General features: G+C 58.5%; 14 protein-coding genes. 9 read left to right on the top strand and 5 right to left on the bottom strand.

What is annotated here, in order from left to right:
- Window positions 1-93 precede the first annotated feature (93 nt).
- The 8 genes from ROI90_RS01300 (at window position 94) to ROI90_RS01265 (ending at window position 10683) form a co-directional block, all read left to right on the top strand.
- Window positions 94-4452 carry a methyl-accepting chemotaxis protein gene (locus ROI90_RS01300; RefSeq protein WP_315996534.1) on the top strand — a complete coding sequence of 1453 codons (4359 nt, stop codon included), beginning with the start codon at window positions 94-96 and terminating at the stop codon, window positions 4450-4452.
- Window positions 4453-4520: 68 nt separating this feature from the next.
- Entirely contained in the window at window positions 4521-5048 is a 528-nt protein-coding gene (locus ROI90_RS01295; protein ID WP_315996533.1) for a chemotaxis protein CheW, read from the top strand.
- Window positions 5049-5099: 51 nt separating this feature from the next.
- Complete coding sequence (locus ROI90_RS01290; protein ID WP_315996532.1) at window positions 5100-5483, top strand: response regulator; 384 nt, start codon at window positions 5100-5102, stop codon at window positions 5481-5483.
- An 84-nt stretch (window positions 5484-5567) separates the two neighbouring features.
- Window positions 5568-6626 carry a chemotaxis protein CheB gene (locus ROI90_RS01285; RefSeq protein ID WP_315996531.1) on the top strand — a complete coding sequence of 353 codons (1059 nt, stop codon included), beginning with the start codon at window positions 5568-5570 and terminating at the stop codon, window positions 6624-6626.
- A complete protein-coding gene (locus ROI90_RS01280) occupies window positions 6623-8257 on the top strand; it encodes a chemotaxis protein CheA (RefSeq protein ID WP_315996530.1) in 1635 nt (544 codons plus the stop codon). The genes ROI90_RS01285 and ROI90_RS01280 overlap by 4 nt, the downstream gene beginning before the upstream one ends.
- Window positions 8258-8317: 60 nt before the next feature.
- Window positions 8318-8956, top strand: a complete 639-nt coding sequence (locus ROI90_RS01275) for a chemotaxis protein CheC (RefSeq protein ID WP_315996529.1) — start codon at window positions 8318-8320, stop codon at window positions 8954-8956.
- Between the two features lie 147 nt (window positions 8957-9103).
- Entirely contained in the window at window positions 9104-10192 is a 1089-nt protein-coding gene (gene speB, locus ROI90_RS01270) for an agmatinase (RefSeq protein WP_315996528.1), read from the top strand.
- A gap of 155 nt (window positions 10193-10347) precedes the next feature.
- On the top strand, window positions 10348-10683 hold the full coding sequence (locus tag ROI90_RS01265) for a phage holin family protein (protein ID WP_315996527.1): 336 nt from the start codon (window positions 10348-10350) through the stop codon (window positions 10681-10683).
- Window positions 10684-10763: 80 nt separating this feature from the next.
- On the opposite strand, the gene ROI90_RS01260 is transcribed toward ROI90_RS01265, so the two are convergent.
- On the bottom strand, window positions 10764-11468 hold the full coding sequence (locus ROI90_RS01260; RefSeq protein ID WP_315996526.1) for a DUF4349 domain-containing protein: 705 nt from the start codon (window positions 11466-11468) through the stop codon (window positions 10764-10766).
- A gap of 151 nt (window positions 11469-11619) precedes the next feature.
- On the opposite strand from ROI90_RS01260, the gene ROI90_RS01255 reads away from it, so the two are divergent.
- Window positions 11620-11829 (top strand): hypothetical protein, encoded by a 210-nt coding sequence (locus tag ROI90_RS01255; protein WP_315996525.1) that lies wholly within the window; start codon window positions 11620-11622, stop codon window positions 11827-11829.
- Between the two features lie 324 nt (window positions 11830-12153).
- Here the strand turns inward: ROI90_RS01255 and ROI90_RS01250 are convergent, their stop codons facing one another.
- The 4 genes from ROI90_RS01250 to ROI90_RS01235 form a co-directional block, all read right to left on the bottom strand.
- The gene (locus ROI90_RS01250; RefSeq protein ID WP_315996524.1) at window positions 12154-13017 is read right to left on the bottom strand and encodes a DUF4349 domain-containing protein; all 864 of its coding nucleotides are present in this window, start codon (window positions 13015-13017) and stop codon (window positions 12154-12156) included.
- A 180-nt stretch (window positions 13018-13197) separates the two neighbouring features.
- Window positions 13198-14502: a UDP-N-acetylglucosamine 1-carboxyvinyltransferase gene (gene murA / locus ROI90_RS01245; protein ID WP_315996523.1), complete on the bottom strand. Its 1305-nt coding sequence runs from the start codon at window positions 14500-14502 to the stop codon at window positions 13198-13200.
- Window positions 14503-14641: 139 nt separating this feature from the next.
- Window positions 14642-15376 (bottom strand): DUF4290 domain-containing protein, encoded by a 735-nt coding sequence (locus tag ROI90_RS01240; RefSeq protein WP_315996522.1) that lies wholly within the window; start codon window positions 15374-15376, stop codon window positions 14642-14644.
- Between the two features lie 182 nt (window positions 15377-15558).
- A complete protein-coding gene (locus tag ROI90_RS01235; RefSeq protein WP_315996521.1) occupies window positions 15559-17820 on the bottom strand; it encodes an ATP-dependent helicase in 2262 nt (753 codons plus the stop codon).
- Window positions 17821-18269 lie beyond the last annotated feature (449 nt).

Below are 18269 nucleotides of genomic sequence, written 5' to 3'. Positions count from 1 at the left end.
TCTGCTACCTTTGTTCGTTCTGGAACCCTATGCCCGGTGGTTCCATTTGTGCCCCGCCTTCTTTTCCGCTGGCTCCGCCGCCCCTCCATTAGTATGGCATCAGCTAAGACGCCCAAACCCACCCCCTCAGCTTCGGCTGCCCCGGCAACTCCTGCCACCGCCACTGCCGTTGTCAACGGCAAGGCGGAAACTACTCCCCGCTCCAACGGCAACCATACCCGCAAGCGGGGTGAGGCCACCGGCAAATTCGAAGCCCAGGACCCGGACTACATCAACGACCAGTTGAACCGGGTGCTGTACGCCCTCGATGCCTTTAAAAAGGGCGACGTGTCGGTGCGGCTAACCAAGCAGAATGACGACATCTTCGCCGAAATAGCCGAAGCCTACAACTCCATGGTGGAGATGATTGGCGGGGTAGGCGGGGAGGTGTCGCGCATTTCCAAGGTGGCCGGGGTGGAAGGCAACCTGAAGGCCCGCGCTTCCGGCGAAAACGCGGCGGGCTTCTGGCGCGACATGATCAACAACATCAACGGGCTGGTCGACAGCATTGCCGTACCGGTGTTGGAGGTGGGCAAGGTGCTCAAGAACATCAGCAAAGGCAATCTGGACGAAACCTTCCAGATTCCGGTGTCGGGCGACTTCAAGGTGATGGCCGAAACCATCAACAAAACCATCGATAACCTTAACCTGTTCGCCGGCGAAGTAACCCGCGTGGCGCAGGAAGTAGGTACTGAAGGAAAGCTCGGCGGTCAGGCCAGCGTGCCCAACGTGGGCGGCATCTGGAAAGACCTCACGGACAACGTAAACTACATGGCCTCGAACCTGACCTCTCAGGTGCGGGACATTGCCAACGTGGCCACGGCCGTAGCCAAAGGTGACCTGACGCAGAAGATTACCGTGGACGTGAAAGGGGAACTGCTGCAACTCAAGCAGAACCTGAACCAGATGGTGGACTCGCTGAACCTGTTTGCCGGCGAAGTAACCCGCGTGGCGCAGGAAGTGGGTACGGAGGGTAAACTAGGCGGCCAGGCTTCGGTACCGAATGTAGGGGGCGTATGGAAGCAGCTGACAGACAACGTAAACACAATGGCCTCGAACCTGACCTTGCAGGTGCGGGACATTGCCAACGTGGCCACGGCCGTAGCGAAGGGCGACCTGACGCAGAAGATTACCGTGGACGTGAAAGGGGAACTGCTGCAACTCAAGCAGAACCTGAACCAGATGGTGGACTCGCTCAACCTGTTTGCCGGTGAGGTGACCCGCGTGGCGCAGGAAGTAGGTACCGAAGGCCGCCTTGGTGGCCAAGCCATTGTGCCCAACGTGGCCGGCGTTTGGAAAGAGCTGACGGACAACGTAAACTACATGGCCTCGAACCTGACGCTTCAGGTACGCGACATTGCCAACGTAGCCACGGCCGTAGCCAAAGGTGACCTGAGCCAAAAGATTACGGTGGACGTGAAAGGGGAACTGCTGCAACTCAAGCAGAACCTGAACCAGATGGTGGACTCGCTCAACCTGTTTGCCGGTGAGGTGACCCGCGTGGCGTTGGAGGTAGGTACCGATGGTAAGCTGGGTGGCCAGGCCTCGGTACCTAACGTAGCCGGCGTATGGAAGGAGCTGACGGACAACGTAAATAACATGGCCTCGAACCTGACGCTTCAGGTACGGGACATTGCCAACGTAGCCACGGCCGTAGCCCGCGGCGACTTGAGCCAGAAGATGACCGTGGATGTGAAAGGAGAAATCCTGGAGCTGAAGAACATCCTCAACCAGATGGTGGACTCGCTCAACATCTTCGGCGACGAAGTAACCCGCGTAGCCCGCGAAGTGGGTACCGAAGGCCGCCTCGGTGGCCAGGCCTCGGTGCCGCGCGTGGGTGGTACCTGGAAAGAGCTGACGGACAACGTAAACACGATGGCCTCAAACCTGACTTTGCAGGTACGCGACATTGCCAACGTAGCCACGGCCGTAGCCAAAGGTGACCTGACCCAGAAGATGACGGTGGATGTGAAAGGCGAGATTCTCGACCTGAAAAACATCCTCAATCAGATGGTGGACTCGCTCAATATCTTTGCCGGTGAGGTAACCCGCGTGGCCCGCGAAGTAGGTACCGAAGGTATCCTAGGCGGTCAGGCCAACGTGCCGAGCGTATCCGGTACCTGGAAGGACCTGACGGACAACGTAAACACGATGGCCTCGAACCTGACCTCTCAGGTACGGGACATTGCCAATGTAGCCACGGCCGTAGCCCGCGGCGACTTGAGCCAGAAGGTGACGGTAAACGTGCGCGGGGAGCTGTTGCAGCTCAAGGAAAACCTGAACCAGATGGTGGACTCGCTGAACACGTTCGGCGACGAAGTAACCCGCGTGGCCCGCGAAGTAGGCACGGAAGGCCGCCTCGGCGGTCAAGCCGTGGTGCCCAACGTGCGCGGAACCTGGAAGGACCTCACCGACAACGTAAACTTCATGGCTGCCTCGCTCACCAGTCAGGTGCGCGACATTGCCAACGTAACTTCCGCCGTAGCCCGCGGCGACCTGAGCCAGAAAGTATCCGTTGATGTGAAAGGCGAGCTGCTCGACCTCAAGGACAACATCAACCAGATGGTGGACTCGCTCAACGTGTTTGCTGGCGAGGTAACCCGCGTGGCCCTCGAAGTAGGTACCGAAGGCCGCCTCGGCGGTCAGGCGAACGTGCCCAACGTAAGCGGGGTGTGGAAGGACCTGACGGACAACGTAAACACCATGGCTGCCAACCTCACCACCCAGGTGCGGGGTATTGTGAAGGTAGTAACGGCCGTATCGAAAGGTGACCTTACCCAGAAGCTGACGCTGGAAGCCAAAGGCGAAGTAGCCGACCTGGCCGATACCATCAACCGCATGGTGGATGACCTGAACCGCCTGGCCTCGGAAGTAAGCCGCGTGGCCCGCGTAGCGGGTGGCGAAGGCAAGCTCACCGAACGCGCCACGGTAACCGACGTGTCGGGCTCCTGGAAAGAACTGGTGGATACGCTCAACGCCCTGATTGAATCTATTGCCTCCCCGGTACTGGAAGTATCCCGGGTAGTGCGGGCTATTTCGGAAGGCGACCTGCAGCAGCAGGTAGAAATCGAAACCACCGGCGACATTCGCGCCATGGCCGACGCCCTGAACCTGGCCGTGGACAACCTCAACGAACTGCTTGGGGAAATCAACGAGTCCTCGCAGATTGTAGGGGAGTCATCGGAGGAAATGGTAGTGAAAGGCCAGGAGATGAGCCGGGTAACCGTTGACGTGGCCCTGGCTATGCAGCAGATGGCCGAAGGTGCTCAGAACCAAGCTCTCAAAACCGACCAGGCCTTCAAGCTGATTGAAGAAATCATGCAGGCCACCAAGGAAACCGCTGGCAAAGCCGATGTGGGTATCAAGGCGGCCATCCTGGGTGAGCAAACCTCCCAGCTGGGTCTGAAAACAGTGGCCGAGGTGGTGAAAAACATGGAGGAAATCAGCAACGCTGCTGCCCAAACCTCCAAAACCATCGAAGTACTGAGCACCCGCTCGGGTGAAATCAGCAAGTCGCTGGGCGTAATCACCGACATTGCCGCCCAAACCAACCTGCTGGCCCTGAACGCGGCTATTGAAGCCGCCCGTGCCGGGGAAGCCGGCCGTGGTTTCGCCGTAGTAGCCGAAGAAATCCGCAAGCTGGCTGAAGGCTCCCGCAAATCGGCCGGGGAAATTGCCACGCTGGTAGAGGATGTGAAGAAGGATACTACCTCGGCCGCCTCCGCTATCAGCACCATGGAAGGCCGGGTACTGAAAGGTAAGAATGCCACCTTCGAGGCCAGCTCGGCCTTTAAGAACATTGCCACTTCCTCGGGCGAAACCCTACGCACCTCCCGCGACATTCTGACGGCCACCGAGATTCAGAAAACCTCGATTGGCGACGTGGTAAAGTACGTGGAGGAAGTAGTAGCCATTGCCGAGCAAACGGCCTCCGGCACCCAGCAGGTAGCCAGCACCGCCAAGCAGCTCTCCACGAGCATGCAGGAGCTGACGACCAGCAGCCAGAACCTGACCGACATTGCCGACGACCTGCAACTGGGCCTCTCAGCCTTCCAGCTGATGGAAGACATGGAACCCGAACCCGAGCCAGAACCCGAGCCCATCCGCCGGTCGGTGCTACGCCGAATTGGTACGCAAGCCAGCAAACCGGCCACTACGCCCCCGGCCCCCGCGCCGCGCCGGCGGGCCTCTGCTGCCGCTGCTACTGCCGAAGCGCCAGCCACGCCCGAACCAAAGCGGGCGAGCCGCCGTGCGGCGGTAAAATCGGCCCCGGAAGAGTCGTCTGCCACCGAGGCCTCGGTTACTACCCGCAAGGCTGGTACACGACGGACTGCCAAGGTCACTCCGGCCACGGAGGCTCCCGTCGAAACGCCCGCTGCCAAACCTCGGGCCTCCAAGCGCAAAGCCAAATAAGCTAATGTTTCCTTCGTCATGCAGAGCTGCCTACTAGGGCGGTTCTGCAGGGCGCTATACCCTCAGGCATGCCTGATTCTGAAAAAAGCGTCAAACAAGACCCCATCATCCAGCTCATCGTATTTCGGTTGGGTGAGGAGGAGTACGGGATTCGCATTGAGCAGGTGAAGGAGGTAACCATTACCCCGGAAATTGCGCGGATGCCTAAGACTCCATCCTTTGTGAAGGGCATTGCCAACCTGCGCGGCGACATCATTGCGGTAATTGACCTGGAAGAACGGTTTCGGCTGCGTGCTGCGGGGCAGGAAATGCCGGCCGTATCCTATACCATGGCCATCGAAGCCAAGGAGTACACCATCGGCATCATGGTGCGGGAGGTGCCGCAGCCGCTGTCCATTCAGCAGTCGGTTATCGAGAAAGCACCGGAATTCATTCAGGACATCAACATTCACGACAAATACATTGAGGGCATCGCCAAAATCGAGGACCGCATCATTGTGGTACTTGATATGCTCAAGCTGCTGACTCCCTCTGAAATTATGCAGCTGCAGCCGAAAGCGGAATCTTCCGGTTCCGGCAGCCGTACAAAGGCCTAGTTTACCTGAACGGCTAAGCTTATTTCCCTCATTCTGCTTTTTGCACTTCCTATGAAAAACCGCATCCTCATCGTCGACGACTCTTTCTACATGCGTACGATGCTCAAGAATATGCTCACCGACGCTGGCTATGAGGTAGTGGGCGAGGCCGCCAACGGCCAGCAAGCCCTGGAAATGGCTTCCGATACCAAGCCCGACCTGATTACCCTGGACGTGATTCTGCCCGATAACACTGGCCTGGATGTGCTGAAAGGCATCCGGCAGGAGCAGCCAGAAGTGAAAGTGGTGATGTGCTCCGCCGTAGGGCAGGAAGTAATTGTAAACGAGGCTCTGGAAAGTGGGGCCACCGCCTATATCGTGAAGCCTTTCTCCGAAGAGAAGGTGCTGGAAATTGTGGGCAGTGCCCTGCAGGAAGCAGGTTCCGATCAAGCCTAACCATTGTGCGCTGGCCCGGTTGTCCCGGAGCACCCTCAAGTTCGTTCATCTGCCTTAGTGTCCGCTATACTCCCGCCTTTTACTTTGCTGCTAGGAAACCTGTCCTCCTCCGTGCAAACGGTGCTGACCAGGTTGCTGCGTGCTGCTCCCGAGCTGGCCGTAGTGGGTAACGCTGCGTCCGCTGACGAGCTGCCTACGCTTGCCCGCCGTCTGCGGCCCGGGGTAGTAGTAGTAACCGAGGACCAGCTTTCGGGGCTGGAGCGCCTGCAGCAGCAATTTCCGGTTCCGGTATTGCTCTACAGCGCGCGGGCACCATTGCCGGGAATGCTACGCGAGGCAGCGCGCCTGGGAGTGTACGATTATATTACACCCGCCCCAACGGCGGCGGCAGAGCTTATTGAGTGGGGCCGGCAGCTGCGGCGCAAACTACTTGCCGTGCGCCCCCGCCCCTTGCAGATGGGGCCGCCCAAGATTCTGGCTCCGCGGGTTCGGGTTATGCCGTTGCCTCCGCAAGGCATTGTGGTGATAGGCGGCTCTACAGGCGGAGCCCCGGCAGCCGAAGTTCTGCTGCGCACCTTACCGGTTGACTTTCCTTGGGCAGTGCTGGTAGCGGTGCACTTGCCAGTACACTTTACGGATACTCTGGTAGAGCGCCTGCGCCGGGCCAGTCGGTTGCCCGTGGCCGCTGCCGGCAGTGGCTCCCGCCTGGAAGCTGGCCGGGTACTGGTAGCTCCCGGGGGGCGCAACCTGCTGGTGCAGCCCGTAACCGGCAGTCCATGGTTAGGATGGGAAACCGAGTTTACCAGTGAAGCCAGCCTCGATGTACCATCCGTTGATCTGCTCATGCAGTCGGCTGCCCGCTTGGCTGGCCGCAACGTGGTGGGTATAGTACTGACTGGCCTCGGCCACGATGGAACGCTGGGCGCGCAGGCTATTCGTCGGGCGGGGGGAACCGTCATTGTTCAGGATGAGGCCTCTTCGGCCGTATTCGCCATGCCCAAATCTGTAATTCAAGCCGGTTTGGCTACCGAGGTACAGCCACTGGCCAGCATGGCGGCCGTACTTGCTCGGTACGTGCCCACTCGCTTGGCCGGCAGTGCCTCCCGTTCTTTCTCCCGCCCTCAACCCGTTACCGCCCAATGAAGTCACGGGAGCAGGAATACCGGGAGATTTTTATGGCGGAGGCGTTGGAGTACTACGACGCCATGAGCCGCCACATCAGTGAGCTGGAGCGTAACCCCACCGACGAGCCGGCTCTGAACGAGCTGTTTCGGCTCATGCACAACCTCAAGTCCAACTCCCGGGCCATGGGGTACAACTCCATCGGCGAGTTGGCTCACCACATGGAAACCATTTTCGGGCTGATTCGCAGCAAGGAGAAGTCTTTCACTGGCTCCGTGGTGCCAGTGCTGTTCAACGGGGTCGATACCATCGGGGAGATGATCCGGGCAGTGGGCGCCAACGAGGATATGCCCACCGTGGAGCGACTCATGGACAACCTGGACCGGCTGGTGCGCGGCGAAGAACCCATGTTGGAGGAGGAAGAGGAAGATGCCGATGAAGACGCCAACCGCAAGCTGGAGCTATCCGACCTCGTCTACATTCAGATCAAAAAGCTGGACCACCTGATGAATTTGGTGGGGGAGCTGATTATTGACCGGGACCGGGTGCTTACGCTGGGCCAGGAAATTGATAACCCCGCGCTACTGGCCGCCGCCGCCCACCTCTCCCGTATTGCCGATGAGCTGCAGTACAGCGTGATGGACGCCCGGTTGGTAGGAGTAGGATCCTTGTTCAGCAAATTCCCACGGGTGGTGCGCGACGTGGCTGCGGCCGAGAAAAAGGACGTGGAGCTGACCATGCTGGGGGAGGATATTCAGATTGACCGCAACATCCTCCAGATTATTACCGACTCCCTGCTGCACTTGGTGCGTAACGCCATCGGCCATGGCCTGGAAACGGCCGCTGAACGGGTAGCTGCCGGGAAGCCAGCCCAAGGCCATCTTACACTCTCGGCCCAAACCGAGCGGGATGATGTGCTGATTCAGGTGCAGGATGACGGACGGGGCATCAACGTGGAAAGCGTGCGGCGCAAGGCTGTGGAGCGGGGCCTGGTGGCCGCCAACGTGGCCGCCACTCTGGACGACAGCGCGGTGCGGGCCTTCCTGTTTGAGCCTGGCTTCTCCATGGCCAAGGAAGTAACCGAAATTTCGGGCCGGGGCGTGGGCCTGGATGTGGTGAAGCTGGCCATTGACTCCTTGGGTGGCCAGCTGCGCGTTGATTCGGTGCTGGGTCAGGGAACCACCTTCACGCTGGTACTGCCCACTTCCATTGCCGTAAAAGGTGCCTTGTTGTTCCAGCTTGACCAGCGCAATTACGCCATTCCGCTCATGCACACCGACTCAGTCGTATCATTGCTGCCTGAGAGCTTCAATGTGGTGGGCGGGGTGCTGATTACGCGCATCCAGGACGAAAACGTGCCAGTGGTGTCGCTGCGGCGGCTGCTGCACAATGGCGACGGGCCGCTGCCGCCCGCGGTGAAAGCCGATGTGCAGGGCCGTCAGGATATCATCATTGTAAACTACAACAACCGCCGGCTCGGCCTTATTGTCGACCGGTTTTTACGCCAGCAGGATATCGTGGTGAAACCCATGAGTAAACCACTGGATACCATTGACTTGTTTGGTGGCGTTACCCTACTGGGAAGCGGACAGGTGTGCTTGGTACTGGATGTGCCCGCATTAACTCGACTGTTTTTAGCCAAACGACCATAATTCTCGTAATTGCAGCCTCTGGCAACCGGTTTCGGCCGAATGCCTTTTCAACTGACTCCTATGGATTTGCACATGACGGAACTGGAGCGGGACATTATCCGCGAAATCCTGAATATCGGGCTGGCTCGTGCCGCCGATTCATTCGCGGTTATCGCCCAGGAGAAGGTGCTGTTGGAAGTACCCAATCTGGATATCGTTTCCGGTAAAAGCGTACTGGAGAAGGTAGGCGACCTGCAGGCCAGCCACGTCGTTATCCAGTCCGATATTCGAGGCGACTTCAACGGTACCACCCTGATGTTCTTCTCCGGTCAGCATGTGCAGCGCCTCTCGCGGGTATGCTTGCGCATGAACACTTCCGATTCCGTCCAGATTGACGAAATGCAGGAGTCGTTGCTGCTGGAAATCAGTAATATCATTACGGGCGCGCTGGTTACCCAACTGGCCAATATCCTGAAGGCCCACATTTACGGGGCCCCGCCCGCGCATCCCCATGGCGACATGGCCGCCGCCCTACGTAGCCTGCTGGTTGACCGGCCAATGGTACAGCCCTTGATTTTCTCGGTGGTGACGCAGTTCTCCGACAAGGAAAATTCGGTGGAACTGCCCCTGATGATTTTCTTTGACCGGGATACGTTCGAGAAGATTCTGGATATTATCCGCACCTACGACTTTATGGGCGGACACCAAGCCGGCTTATAAATTTGCGGCCTTTGGCTGGGTTGATTTTACTTTTGTAGGCAGTGGCCCCCGCCGCTGGGTATGACGCCTGGAATGGCTGCGTAACCGGCACAGCGGGGGCCACTGCCGCGTATACTCACGTCTTTCTCACTTCTTTATTTTCCTTCTATGGCTGATTCTTCTGCGCTGGAACGCAAACTGGCCAGCTTTGACCCCAATGCCCTAGGCGATACGGCTGGCGGCCTCTATGGCCTGCCTTTTACCCTTGAAGAGGCTCAGGTAGTAGTAGTGCCCGTGCCTTGGGAAGTAACCGTATCCTACCGCGCCGGCACGGCGGCGGGCCCGGAGGCTATCCGCCACGCCTCCTTGCAAGTAGACCTCTACGACCCGGACCTGCCCGAAGCCTGGCGGATGGGGTTGGCCATGGAAGAGCCCGATGAGAAAATTGCTGCAGAAAGCCACAGCCTGCGCCCCCTGGCGGAGGAGTACATTGGCTGGCTGGAGGATGGGGAGCCCGAGGAAACGCATGCTTCCTTTGTGGATGTACCCACCCGCATCAACCAGCGCGGGCAAGCTCTGCTGGAGTGGCTCAAGAACAAGACTGGCGCTTTGCTGGATGCCGGCAAAGGCGTAGTGGTAGTGGGTGGCGACCATAGCACTCCGCTGGGCTATCTGCACGCGCTGGCTGAACGCCACGAGGAGTTTGGAATTCTGCAGATTGACGCCCACTGCGACCTGCGCCCCGCGTACGAAGGCTTTGAGTTCTCGCACGCCTCCATTATGTACAATGCCCTCAAACTGCCTCAGGTCAAGAAGCTGGTGCAGGTAGGTATTCGGGACTATTGCCAGCAGGAGGCCGAGTACGCCGCCCAAAGCAACGGGCGCGTTACCATGTTCACCGACCGGTTTCTGCAGAGCGAGATGCTGGGCGGTAAGTCGTGGAAAAAGGAGTGCAAGAAAATAGTGGCCCAACTGCCCCAGAAAGTATATCTGAGCTTTGATATTGATGGGCTGGACCCCAAGCTGTGCCCCGGCACCGGTACGCCCGTGCCCGGCGGCCTGGAGTTTGAGCAGGCCCTGTACCTGATTCGGATGGTGGCGCGCTCGGGCCGCATTATCATCGGCTGTGATTTAAACGAGGTAGCTCCTGGTGACACGGAGTGGAATGCTATTGTGGGTGCCCGCCTGCTGTTCCATATGGCCAATTGGATGGGCGTTTCCCAGGGGCGGCTCAAGGCTCGGCCTTTGGAAAAGTAAGCTCTGTCCGAACTAAGAGAAGCTAACAGCCCCTAGGTAAGCCTGAGCAAACACGGTTCAGCTTACCTGGGGGCTGTTACTTTTTCGCGCGGGCTACGTACAGCATCAGACTCCCCGAATACTGTACTTTTCTCACCTAATCTTCTCCCCTCGGTATGGGCTTTATTCTCAAATTTCTCTTGTCGGCCATCATCACCTATGTGTTGGCCAAATTTCTGCCTGGTTCGCAAATTGGCGGTTTCGGCGACGCCATCATTCTGGTCGTTGTGCTGGCCGTACTGAATGCGGTAGTAAAGCCCATTCTGAAAATCATTGGCTTCCCTATCACCGTTCTTACGCTGGGCCTGTTTCTGTTCGTTATCAACGCGCTGATTGTAATGCTGGCCAGCTACCTGCTCTCCGGCTTTGAGGTGGATGGCTTCTTCTCTGCCTTGATATTCAGTATCGTACTGTCGTTGGTGACTTCAGTGGTTGACATGATTGTGGATTAGTTAACTGCTTCGCCAAACAACGCAAAAGGCCCCTGAAACGAGAAGTTCAGGGGCCTTTTGCGTTGAATAAGCCGCCACTACTAGGTGGTCAATCTTCGCCAGTAGCGGTAAAGCAGCCACGCTGCTACCAGTAAGGAGAGGGGCCAGAGGTAGGCCAGGGCCACTACAAACTCTCCCAGCAAGTGCCAGCCAAACCGCAGCCCCGCTTGCAGCCGCGGAGCCAAGGGCGGCTGCGGGGCCATTTCGGCAGGAATGGGCTGGTAGTAGGAGAGGCTTAAGGTGCCCATCGTAGCCTCTTCGGCCAAAAGCGCGTCGTGAGCAGATAACACGGCGGCGGCAGTATCCTGCGTGCGTACTTTTAACTGCTCACTAGCCAAGTCATGAGAGGTAATGTCCTTGCGCTCAACGTAGCCCAGGCGGCCCAGAGCAAAGGTGAGCGGCAAAAACCTGCCCGACGGTACCCGGATAGATAGATTCTGCATGTGCCGGCCGTCCTCGGTTGCTTCATGCGCTTCGGCCAAGTAGGCCCCGTGCGCATACAGCAGGGTATCCAGGCGCTTGGTTGCCGCCTCGAAATCGGTAACCTGCATGTGCATGCTACCCTGGTAAACCACCGGACGGCGGCTCTGCCACAAGCGGCCCAGCGGAACATCCGGCAAAGCGGGGGCCGATGGTAGTACCACCGTTTGCGGGGTCGTTTCAGTTGCGGATGCCTCTTCTTGTTGCTGGGCGCAGCCACCCAGCAACAGCCCCAGTAGTGGGAGCAGTTGCCCTAGTTTTTTCATCGGTGAATAAAGAAAACGGGTAGATGAAAAAGCTGCGCAGCTTCTAGCTGTTTATACAAACTTGCTGGCAAACGTAACCCAGAGCCCAGCCAACTGCGCTGCCAGTAGCGCGTAGAAGCAATGGCAACTGCTTTAATTCACCCCTGTATCCATGACTACTTCCTTGCTGCCTGCTGTGCAGGCTGCGTTGGCTCAAGCCTCGTCTGATGAGGCGGGCATTTCTGATGTGCTGCGGCTGGTAGGCGAGTACTTGCACGCCGACCGGTGTTTTCTGTACGTGCGTGATCCTGCTGTAGGACGCGGACGTATTGCCTTCTGCTGGCGCCGCACGGAGGCCATTGCCAACCCCATTCACGACTAGCAGGATGATACTACCAGCCTGCCAGAGCAAGATCCGCTGTTTAGGGCTGCATTGGCGGCCCGGCCCTCAGTGTTCGTGGAGGACGTGGAAACCGCGCCACCCACTGTGCTCAACCGCACCTTTGAGCATGAAACATTTGGGCACCGGGCGCTCATTCATGCTCACATTACCGAAAACGGCCAGCTTTGGGGTATCCTGCAGCCTTGCATATTCGGGCAGCCCCGGCACTGGACGCCCGCTGAGCAGGCGGCAGTAGAAAGTCTGCTTCCGGCGCTATTGCCGGTTATCAAGCACTACATGCGTGCGGGGGCTGGGCAACTGGCATCAGCTGGCGCGGCGGGCCCTACGCCGGCGCCACCACCAGCGCAGTAGCACACCTCCCGCCAGCAGGCCCAGTAGCAGCGGCCAGATGCTCACCAGCCCAAGCAGTAACTCAATCAGCAGTTGCCACCCAGTGTATACCGCCTCCAACAGCCGGCTCCCGAACGAGAGTACCGGCCGGTCGGGCGTAGGCAAAGAAAGCGGCTGGTAATACAGGAGCGTGATAGTGGAGTAGGCTACTTCGTTGTTGAGGGCGCGCAGGCGGCTTTCAGTGGCCTCAATATCTTCCCGAATCTTACCCATACTTTCCTCAATTTCGAGGATGTCGGATACTTTGCGGGCCTGGCTCAGGAGGGCAATGTAACGCTGTTCCAGGGCGCGCTTGGAGCGCAACCGCGCTGAAACATCGGCGTGCTGGGTCGTTACATCCTCGGTGGTCAGTTCCTTGTGCTCAACAGTTCCCAAGCCGCCCAAGCCGTTCAGGAGTGCCTGGAAGCGGCCCGGCGTCACCCTGATCTTCATCTGGTGCTGCCACTCGTCCGCTTCCCGGGTTTCCGAAACTTCCTCCACGTAGGCTCCAAAAGCGCGCACAAGGCTGTCCATGTGCTGATTGGCCCGGGGTACATCGGTAACCTTCATCTTTACCTCGGCGTGGTAGATGAGCTTACGGGCGGCCGGTGGCTGAACTTCTTCGGAGGCTTGTGTAGCCGCTGAGGCGGGCGGCGGACCTGGAGCTTCCGGCGGTGGGGGCGAGTCGGCCTCGTAGTTCATAACGGTTAGCTCCTCAGCGGCTGATTCTACTTTCCCCTGCGTGGAGAGTTTAGGCTCTGACTGGCTACAGGCTAGCAACCCAACAAGGGCAAGCAACGGAAAAGCTAACGGGATACGCATGTGTGGACTGGATAAACAAGTATTCAAATAACCGAACCAAGTGCACGCTGACCTGCTGCTGGTTCAGGCTTCGATACTATACTATCCCGGCCACAAAACCAACGGCCCGGTCGTCAGCAAGACAACCGGGCCGTTCGGGCAAATAGCACAATGGTATTACAAGCGGCGCAGTTGGGCCCCCAGGGCTTGCAGGCGCTTATCGATGTTCTGGTAGCCTCGGTCAATTTGCTCCACGTTCTCAATCACGCTGCGGCCATCGGCCGAGAGGGCCGCAATGAGCAGGGCCACGCCAGCCCGGATGTCGGGCGAGGTCATGGTGATGCCGTGCAGGCGCTTCTGGTGGTCGAGGCCGATAACGGTGGCGCGGTGCGGGTCGCAGAGAATCACCTGCGCGCCCATGTCAATGAGCTTATCCACGAAGAACAGGCGCGACTCAAACATCTTCTGGTGAATCAGTACCGTACCCTTGGCCTGCGTAGCCACCACCAGCACAATGCTCAGCAGGTCGGGCGTGAAGCCGGGCCAGGTATGGTCGGAGATGGTGAGGATGGAGCCGTCGAGGTAGGTGGCAATTTCGTAGTGCTCCTGGGCCGGAATGTGAATATCGTCGCCCCGGAACTCCATCTGAATCCCCAGCTTGCGGAACGTATCGGGAATGATGCCTAACTCCGGAATCTGACAATCCTTGATGGTGATTTCCGACCCCGTCATGGCCGCCAGCCCAATAAATGAGCCGATTTCAATCATGTCGGGCAGCATGCGGTGCTCGGTGCCACCCAGGCGCTCCACGCCCTCTACCGTAAGCAGGTTGGAGCCGATACCGTTGATTTTCGCGCCCATCCGCACCAGCATCTTGCAGAGCTGTTGCAAGTAGGGCTCACAGGCCGCGTTGTAAACGGTGGTAGTGCCCTTAGCCAGCACGGCGGCCATTACAATGTTGGCCGTGCCCGTCACTGAGGCCTCGTCCAGCATCATGTAAGCACCCGTCAGGCCATTTTCGGCTTTGATGCGGTAAAAGTCGGTGCCTTCCAGCGTGAGCTTGCCACCCAGCTTTTCCAGCCCCAGAAAGTGCGTATCCATGGGCCGGCGGCCGATTTTGTCGCCGCCCGGCTTGGGCAGCTGGCACTTACCGAAGCGGGCCAGCATGGGCCCCAGAATCATTACCGAACCGCGCAGCGCGCCGGCCTGGGCAATAAACTCGGGCGTATCGAGGTAGTCCAGATTAACGGCGTCAGCCTGGAAGCGGTAGGTGTCGGAAGCCAGCTTGCCCACTTTTACGCCCATGTCGCGCAGCAGCTCAATGAGCTTGTTCACGTCGCGAATGTCCGGGATATTAGAAATTGTAACGGGTTCCTCGGTCAGTAGAACCGCGCACAGAATCTGCAGCGCTTCGTTCTTCGCGCCCTGAGGTACAATTTCACCTTTCAGCGGCTTGCCGCCAATCACTTCAAAAGAGGCCATTTGTTGAGTAGCTGTTAGCTAATGGCTGTTAGCTATTAGCTTTTAGGTTCTAAAGGAAAAAAGTCAAGAGCACTGAATTCCTGACTGTCTGGAGCAGAAAGCCAACAGCTTGCAGCCAGCAGCTAGCGGCCCATAACCACTACTGAGGCGGTTGCTGGGGCTCCTGGCGGTTTTTCTTACCGCCCCGGCGCTGTTTGTCGCGGCGGTTATTGTTGCCCCGGCGCTCGGAGCCGCCCCGGTCCGAGCGGCTTTCGCGCTCCTGTCGGGGCTGGGGCACGATGAAGGCGGCGGTCCGGCTGCCGGTGTTGGTGGCCGGCTGGGTTGAAAACTCGAACAAGCCCTGGGCGTCTACCTGGGTAGGGTCCAGCGTGAGCTGCCCCCCCGAGAGTTCCTTCAAGTGCTTGAGGATGGTGACGTCTTTGGCGTTTTCCTTGTTATGGGAGCGGTACAGAAACTTCATGGTGCGCCCAATAACAATGGTGGCCTGCTCCCGCTCCGAGGGGTCTTCCAGGGTGAGGGCCTGCTCCACCAACTGCTCCACGGCTCGGCCGTAAGCCCGGAATTTAGGGCCTTTGCTGGGGTAGGCTACGCGGGCGGGGGCCTTCATGTTGGCCTGGGCTACCAGTTCAAACGGCGCGTCCACATCCAGCTCGCCATCGGCCATTTCGTAGAGGTGGTTCCACACTTTTTGCTGGCCATCGGGCTGGTCGCGCAGACTGGGCTGAATACGGAAAATCATCTGCACAATCAGCTGGGCGCGGCGGGTGCGCTCGGCGCGGTCTTCCACCTCGCGCAGCTGCTGCACCAGCTGGAAGGTGCTCTGCCCGTATTCGCGCTGGAGCAGCTCGTGTTTATGAAGAGAGGGTAAGGTCATCAGGAATGGTATTCGGAGGGTCAAATATACGCCAAACCTTGCCCTGTTGGCATCTTGTGTTGGACAAGACCCAGCCGGGCAAGGTTCGGAAAAGAAAATAGGGCGCTGCACGCACGGCAACGGCTCTTCTAAAAGTACGGGAAAAGCCGGAGGAAGCGAGGCGCTCCGGTTTCCTGTACGGCTTAATGCACACGCAGTTTGGCAAAACTCAGGAGCAGGGTTTTCTCACCCACTTCCTCAAACAGGATAACGGCCTTGGTGGAGCCCTGCACGGTTTCGAGCTTGCTCACGGTGCCAAACCCGAACTTGGGATGCTCCACCCGCTGGCCTTCCCGCAGGTTGCTGGTGTCGGAGGGTTTGAAGTCGGAGGGGGCTACGTACTTGGTGGCGGCCGTTTTGCGCGGGGCCGGGGGCACCAGGTTGCTGCGGCGCTCAAACACGTGCCCAAACGGCGACTCGCCCGGTCCGGCGCGGTCGGGCCCGGGGCCGGCCGAGTACTTAAAGTCTACAAATTTCGGGTCAATTTCATCCAGGAAGCGGCTTTTCTCGCAGCTGCGCAGGTTGCCCCACTGGTAGCGGGAGGTGGCGTAGCTCAGGGTCAGCTTCTTCTCGGCCCGGGTGATGGCCACGTAAAACAGGCGGCGCTCCTCCTCCAAATCGGCCCGGGAGGTAATCATCATCTGGCTCGGAAACAGGTTTTCCTCCATGCCCACAATGTAGACGTTACGGAACTCCAGGCCCTTGGCCGAGTGAATCGTCATCATCGTCACCTGCTCGCCCTCGGCCTGGGCGTCCTTGGTATCGGCATCCGTCACCAGGGCAATGTCCTGCAAAAAGGCACCCAGGCTCTTTTCATCCCGCTCGGGGTCTTCCACGAAGGCCTTGATGCCGTTGAGCAGCTCTTGGATGTTCTCGTAGCGGGAGAGGCCCTCAATGCTTTTATCAGCGTAAAGCTCCTCAATCATGCCCGAGTTCTTGGCAATGAACTTGGCCGCCTCAAAGGCATCGTCCTTGGCCGCCACGGCGGTGTAGGCCTTGATCTTCTCGGCGAAGTCGACGATGGGGTTGGCCGTGCGGGTGGGCAGAAACTTATCGGCGTTGCTGACCACCTCCCAGATGGTGTGGTTGGTTTCCTCCGCCGAGGAAATGAGCTTGCCCAGCGTGGTGTCGCCGATGCCGCGCTTGGGGTAGTTGATGACGCGGCGCAGCGCCTGCTCATCGTTGGGGTTTACCGTGAGGCGCAGGTAGGCCACCAAATCCTTGATTTCCTTGCGCTGGTAGAAGCTCAGGCCGCCGACAATCTTGTACTTGATATTGAGCTTGCGCAAGGATTCCTCCATGGCCCGGCTCTGGGCGTTGGTGCGGTAGAGGATGGCAAAGTCATCGTAGGACAGATGCTGGTTCATCTTGTCCTCGTAGATGCTGTTGGCTACCAGCTTGCCCTCCTCGTTGTCAGAAGCGGCTTTTAGCACCTCAATCAGGGGGCCTTCCTCATTGTCGGAGAAAACGTCCTTGCGCAGCTGGGCCTGGTTGTTTTTGATGACGGAGTTAGCCGCCCACACAATGTTTTTGGTGGAGCGGTAGTTCTGCTCCAGCTTAAATACCTGCAGCTCGGGGTAATCCTTCTCGAAGTTGAGAATGTTCTGAATATCGGCGCCCCGGAAGGCGTAGATGCTCTGCGCGTCGTCGCCCACCACGCAAATGTTACGCTCCTTAGCGGCCAGCTTACGCGCAATCAGGTACTGGGAGTAGTTGGTGTCCTGGTACTCGTCCACCATCACGTAGCGGAACATATTCTGGTACTTGTTCAGTACGTCGGGGTGGTCCTTGAACAGCACGTTGGTCTGGTACAGGAGGTCGTCGAAGTCCATAGCCCCGGCCTTGAAGCAGCGGTTGGCGTACTGCTGGTAAATCACGCCCAGCTTGGGCCGCAGCGCCGCCTCATCGTCCTGGCGGATAACCGGGTCGTGAAGGTACTGCTGCACCGAAATCAGCTTGTTCTTGGCCGAGGAAATGCGTCCCAGCACCATGTTGGGCTTGTAGAGCTTGTCATCCAGCTCCAGCTCCTTGAGAATCTGCCCGATGAGGGTTTTGGAATCCTGGGTGTCGTAGATGGTGAAGGAACGGGGGTAGCCGATTTTATCGGCCTCGGAGCGCAAAATCCGGGCGAAAATGCTGTGAAACGTGCCCATCCAGAGGTTTTTGGCCTCCGGGCCAACCACCTTCTCAATTCGGGCGCGCATCTCCTTGGCGGCCTTGTTGGTGAAGGTAAGAGCCAGGATATTGAACGGGTTGACCTGCTTTTCCAGCAAGTTGGCAATGCGGTACGTCAGTACCCGGGTTTTGCCCGAGCCCGCGCCGGCTATAATCATGCAGGGGCCTTCCGTGTGGAGCACGGCCGCCGCCTGCGAGGGGTTCAAAAGCGAATTATAATCGAGTCCCATGCAGTCAGTCAGAATCGGAAACTAAGCTTGTTGGCTTGTTAGCAAAGGTAGGGCTTTGGGGTGGGGGAAGGAAATGTCAGATGGCGGAGTTATGTTGATGAACTCATTCACCTGATCCACGCCTGATGCAAGCTGATGAAGTATCCTAGAACAACCCCATAATCCGCGGATTCGTTGCCACCACCGCGTATTATGCGCTAGGCTTAGGCACGACCTGCGTACTGGCCCAGCGCATGCCGCTTGCGGGTATGTGCAACCCAGGCATCCCGCTACTGGTGGGCGCGGCGGTGTTGGCTGTAGGGCTCCTGCTGACTTTCCTTACCTTGGGCATCCTCTTATTCAGCCGCCGTCGTCAGTTGCAAGCCATGGGCAGCTTATTTGCTCATGTAGTTTGTATCAGTGTATTTATAGTGTTTGCAGCCCTTAACACGCTGCAGCACGGGTAAGAG

Origin of the sequence: Hymenobacter endophyticus, from assembly GCF_032464715.1 — a bacterium.
Classification (GTDB): domain Bacteria; phylum Bacteroidota; class Bacteroidia; order Cytophagales; family Hymenobacteraceae; genus Hymenobacter; species Hymenobacter endophyticus.
Note: the sequence above shows the minus strand (reverse complement) of the source record. Positions and strands in the feature narration are given on the sequence as shown.

Bases quoted from the DNA above. Each gene is read 5' to 3' on its own strand.
- ROI90_RS01300 (WP_315996534.1), top strand. From the start codon at position 94: ATGGCATCAGCTAAGACGCCCAAACCCACCCCCTCAGCTTCGGCTGCC.
- ROI90_RS01295 (WP_315996533.1), top strand. From the start codon at position 4,521: ATGCCTGATTCTGAAAAAAGCGTCAAACAAGACCCCATCATCCAGCTC.
- ROI90_RS01290 (WP_315996532.1), top strand. From the start codon at position 5,100: ATGAAAAACCGCATCCTCATCGTCGACGACTCTTTCTACATGCGTACG.
- ROI90_RS01280 (WP_315996530.1), top strand. From the start codon at position 6,623: ATGAAGTCACGGGAGCAGGAATACCGGGAGATTTTTATGGCGGAGGCG.
- ROI90_RS01275 (WP_315996529.1), top strand. From the start codon at position 8,318: ATGGATTTGCACATGACGGAACTGGAGCGGGACATTATCCGCGAAATC.
- speB (WP_315996528.1), top strand. From the start codon at position 9,104: ATGGCTGATTCTTCTGCGCTGGAACGCAAACTGGCCAGCTTTGACCCC.
- ROI90_RS01265 (WP_315996527.1), top strand. From the start codon at position 10,348: ATGGGCTTTATTCTCAAATTTCTCTTGTCGGCCATCATCACCTATGTG.
- ROI90_RS01260 (WP_315996526.1), bottom strand. From the start codon at position 11,468: ATGAAAAAACTAGGGCAACTGCTCCCACTACTGGGGCTGTTGCTGGGT.
- ROI90_RS01255 (WP_315996525.1), top strand. From the start codon at position 11,620: ATGACTACTTCCTTGCTGCCTGCTGTGCAGGCTGCGTTGGCTCAAGCC.
- murA (WP_315996523.1), bottom strand. From the start codon at position 14,502: ATGGCCTCTTTTGAAGTGATTGGCGGCAAGCCGCTGAAAGGTGAAATT.
- ROI90_RS01240 (WP_315996522.1), bottom strand. From the start codon at position 15,376: ATGACCTTACCCTCTCTTCATAAACACGAGCTGCTCCAGCGCGAATAC.
- ROI90_RS01235 (WP_315996521.1), bottom strand. From the start codon at position 17,820: ATGGGACTCGATTATAATTCGCTTTTGAACCCCTCGCAGGCGGCGGCC.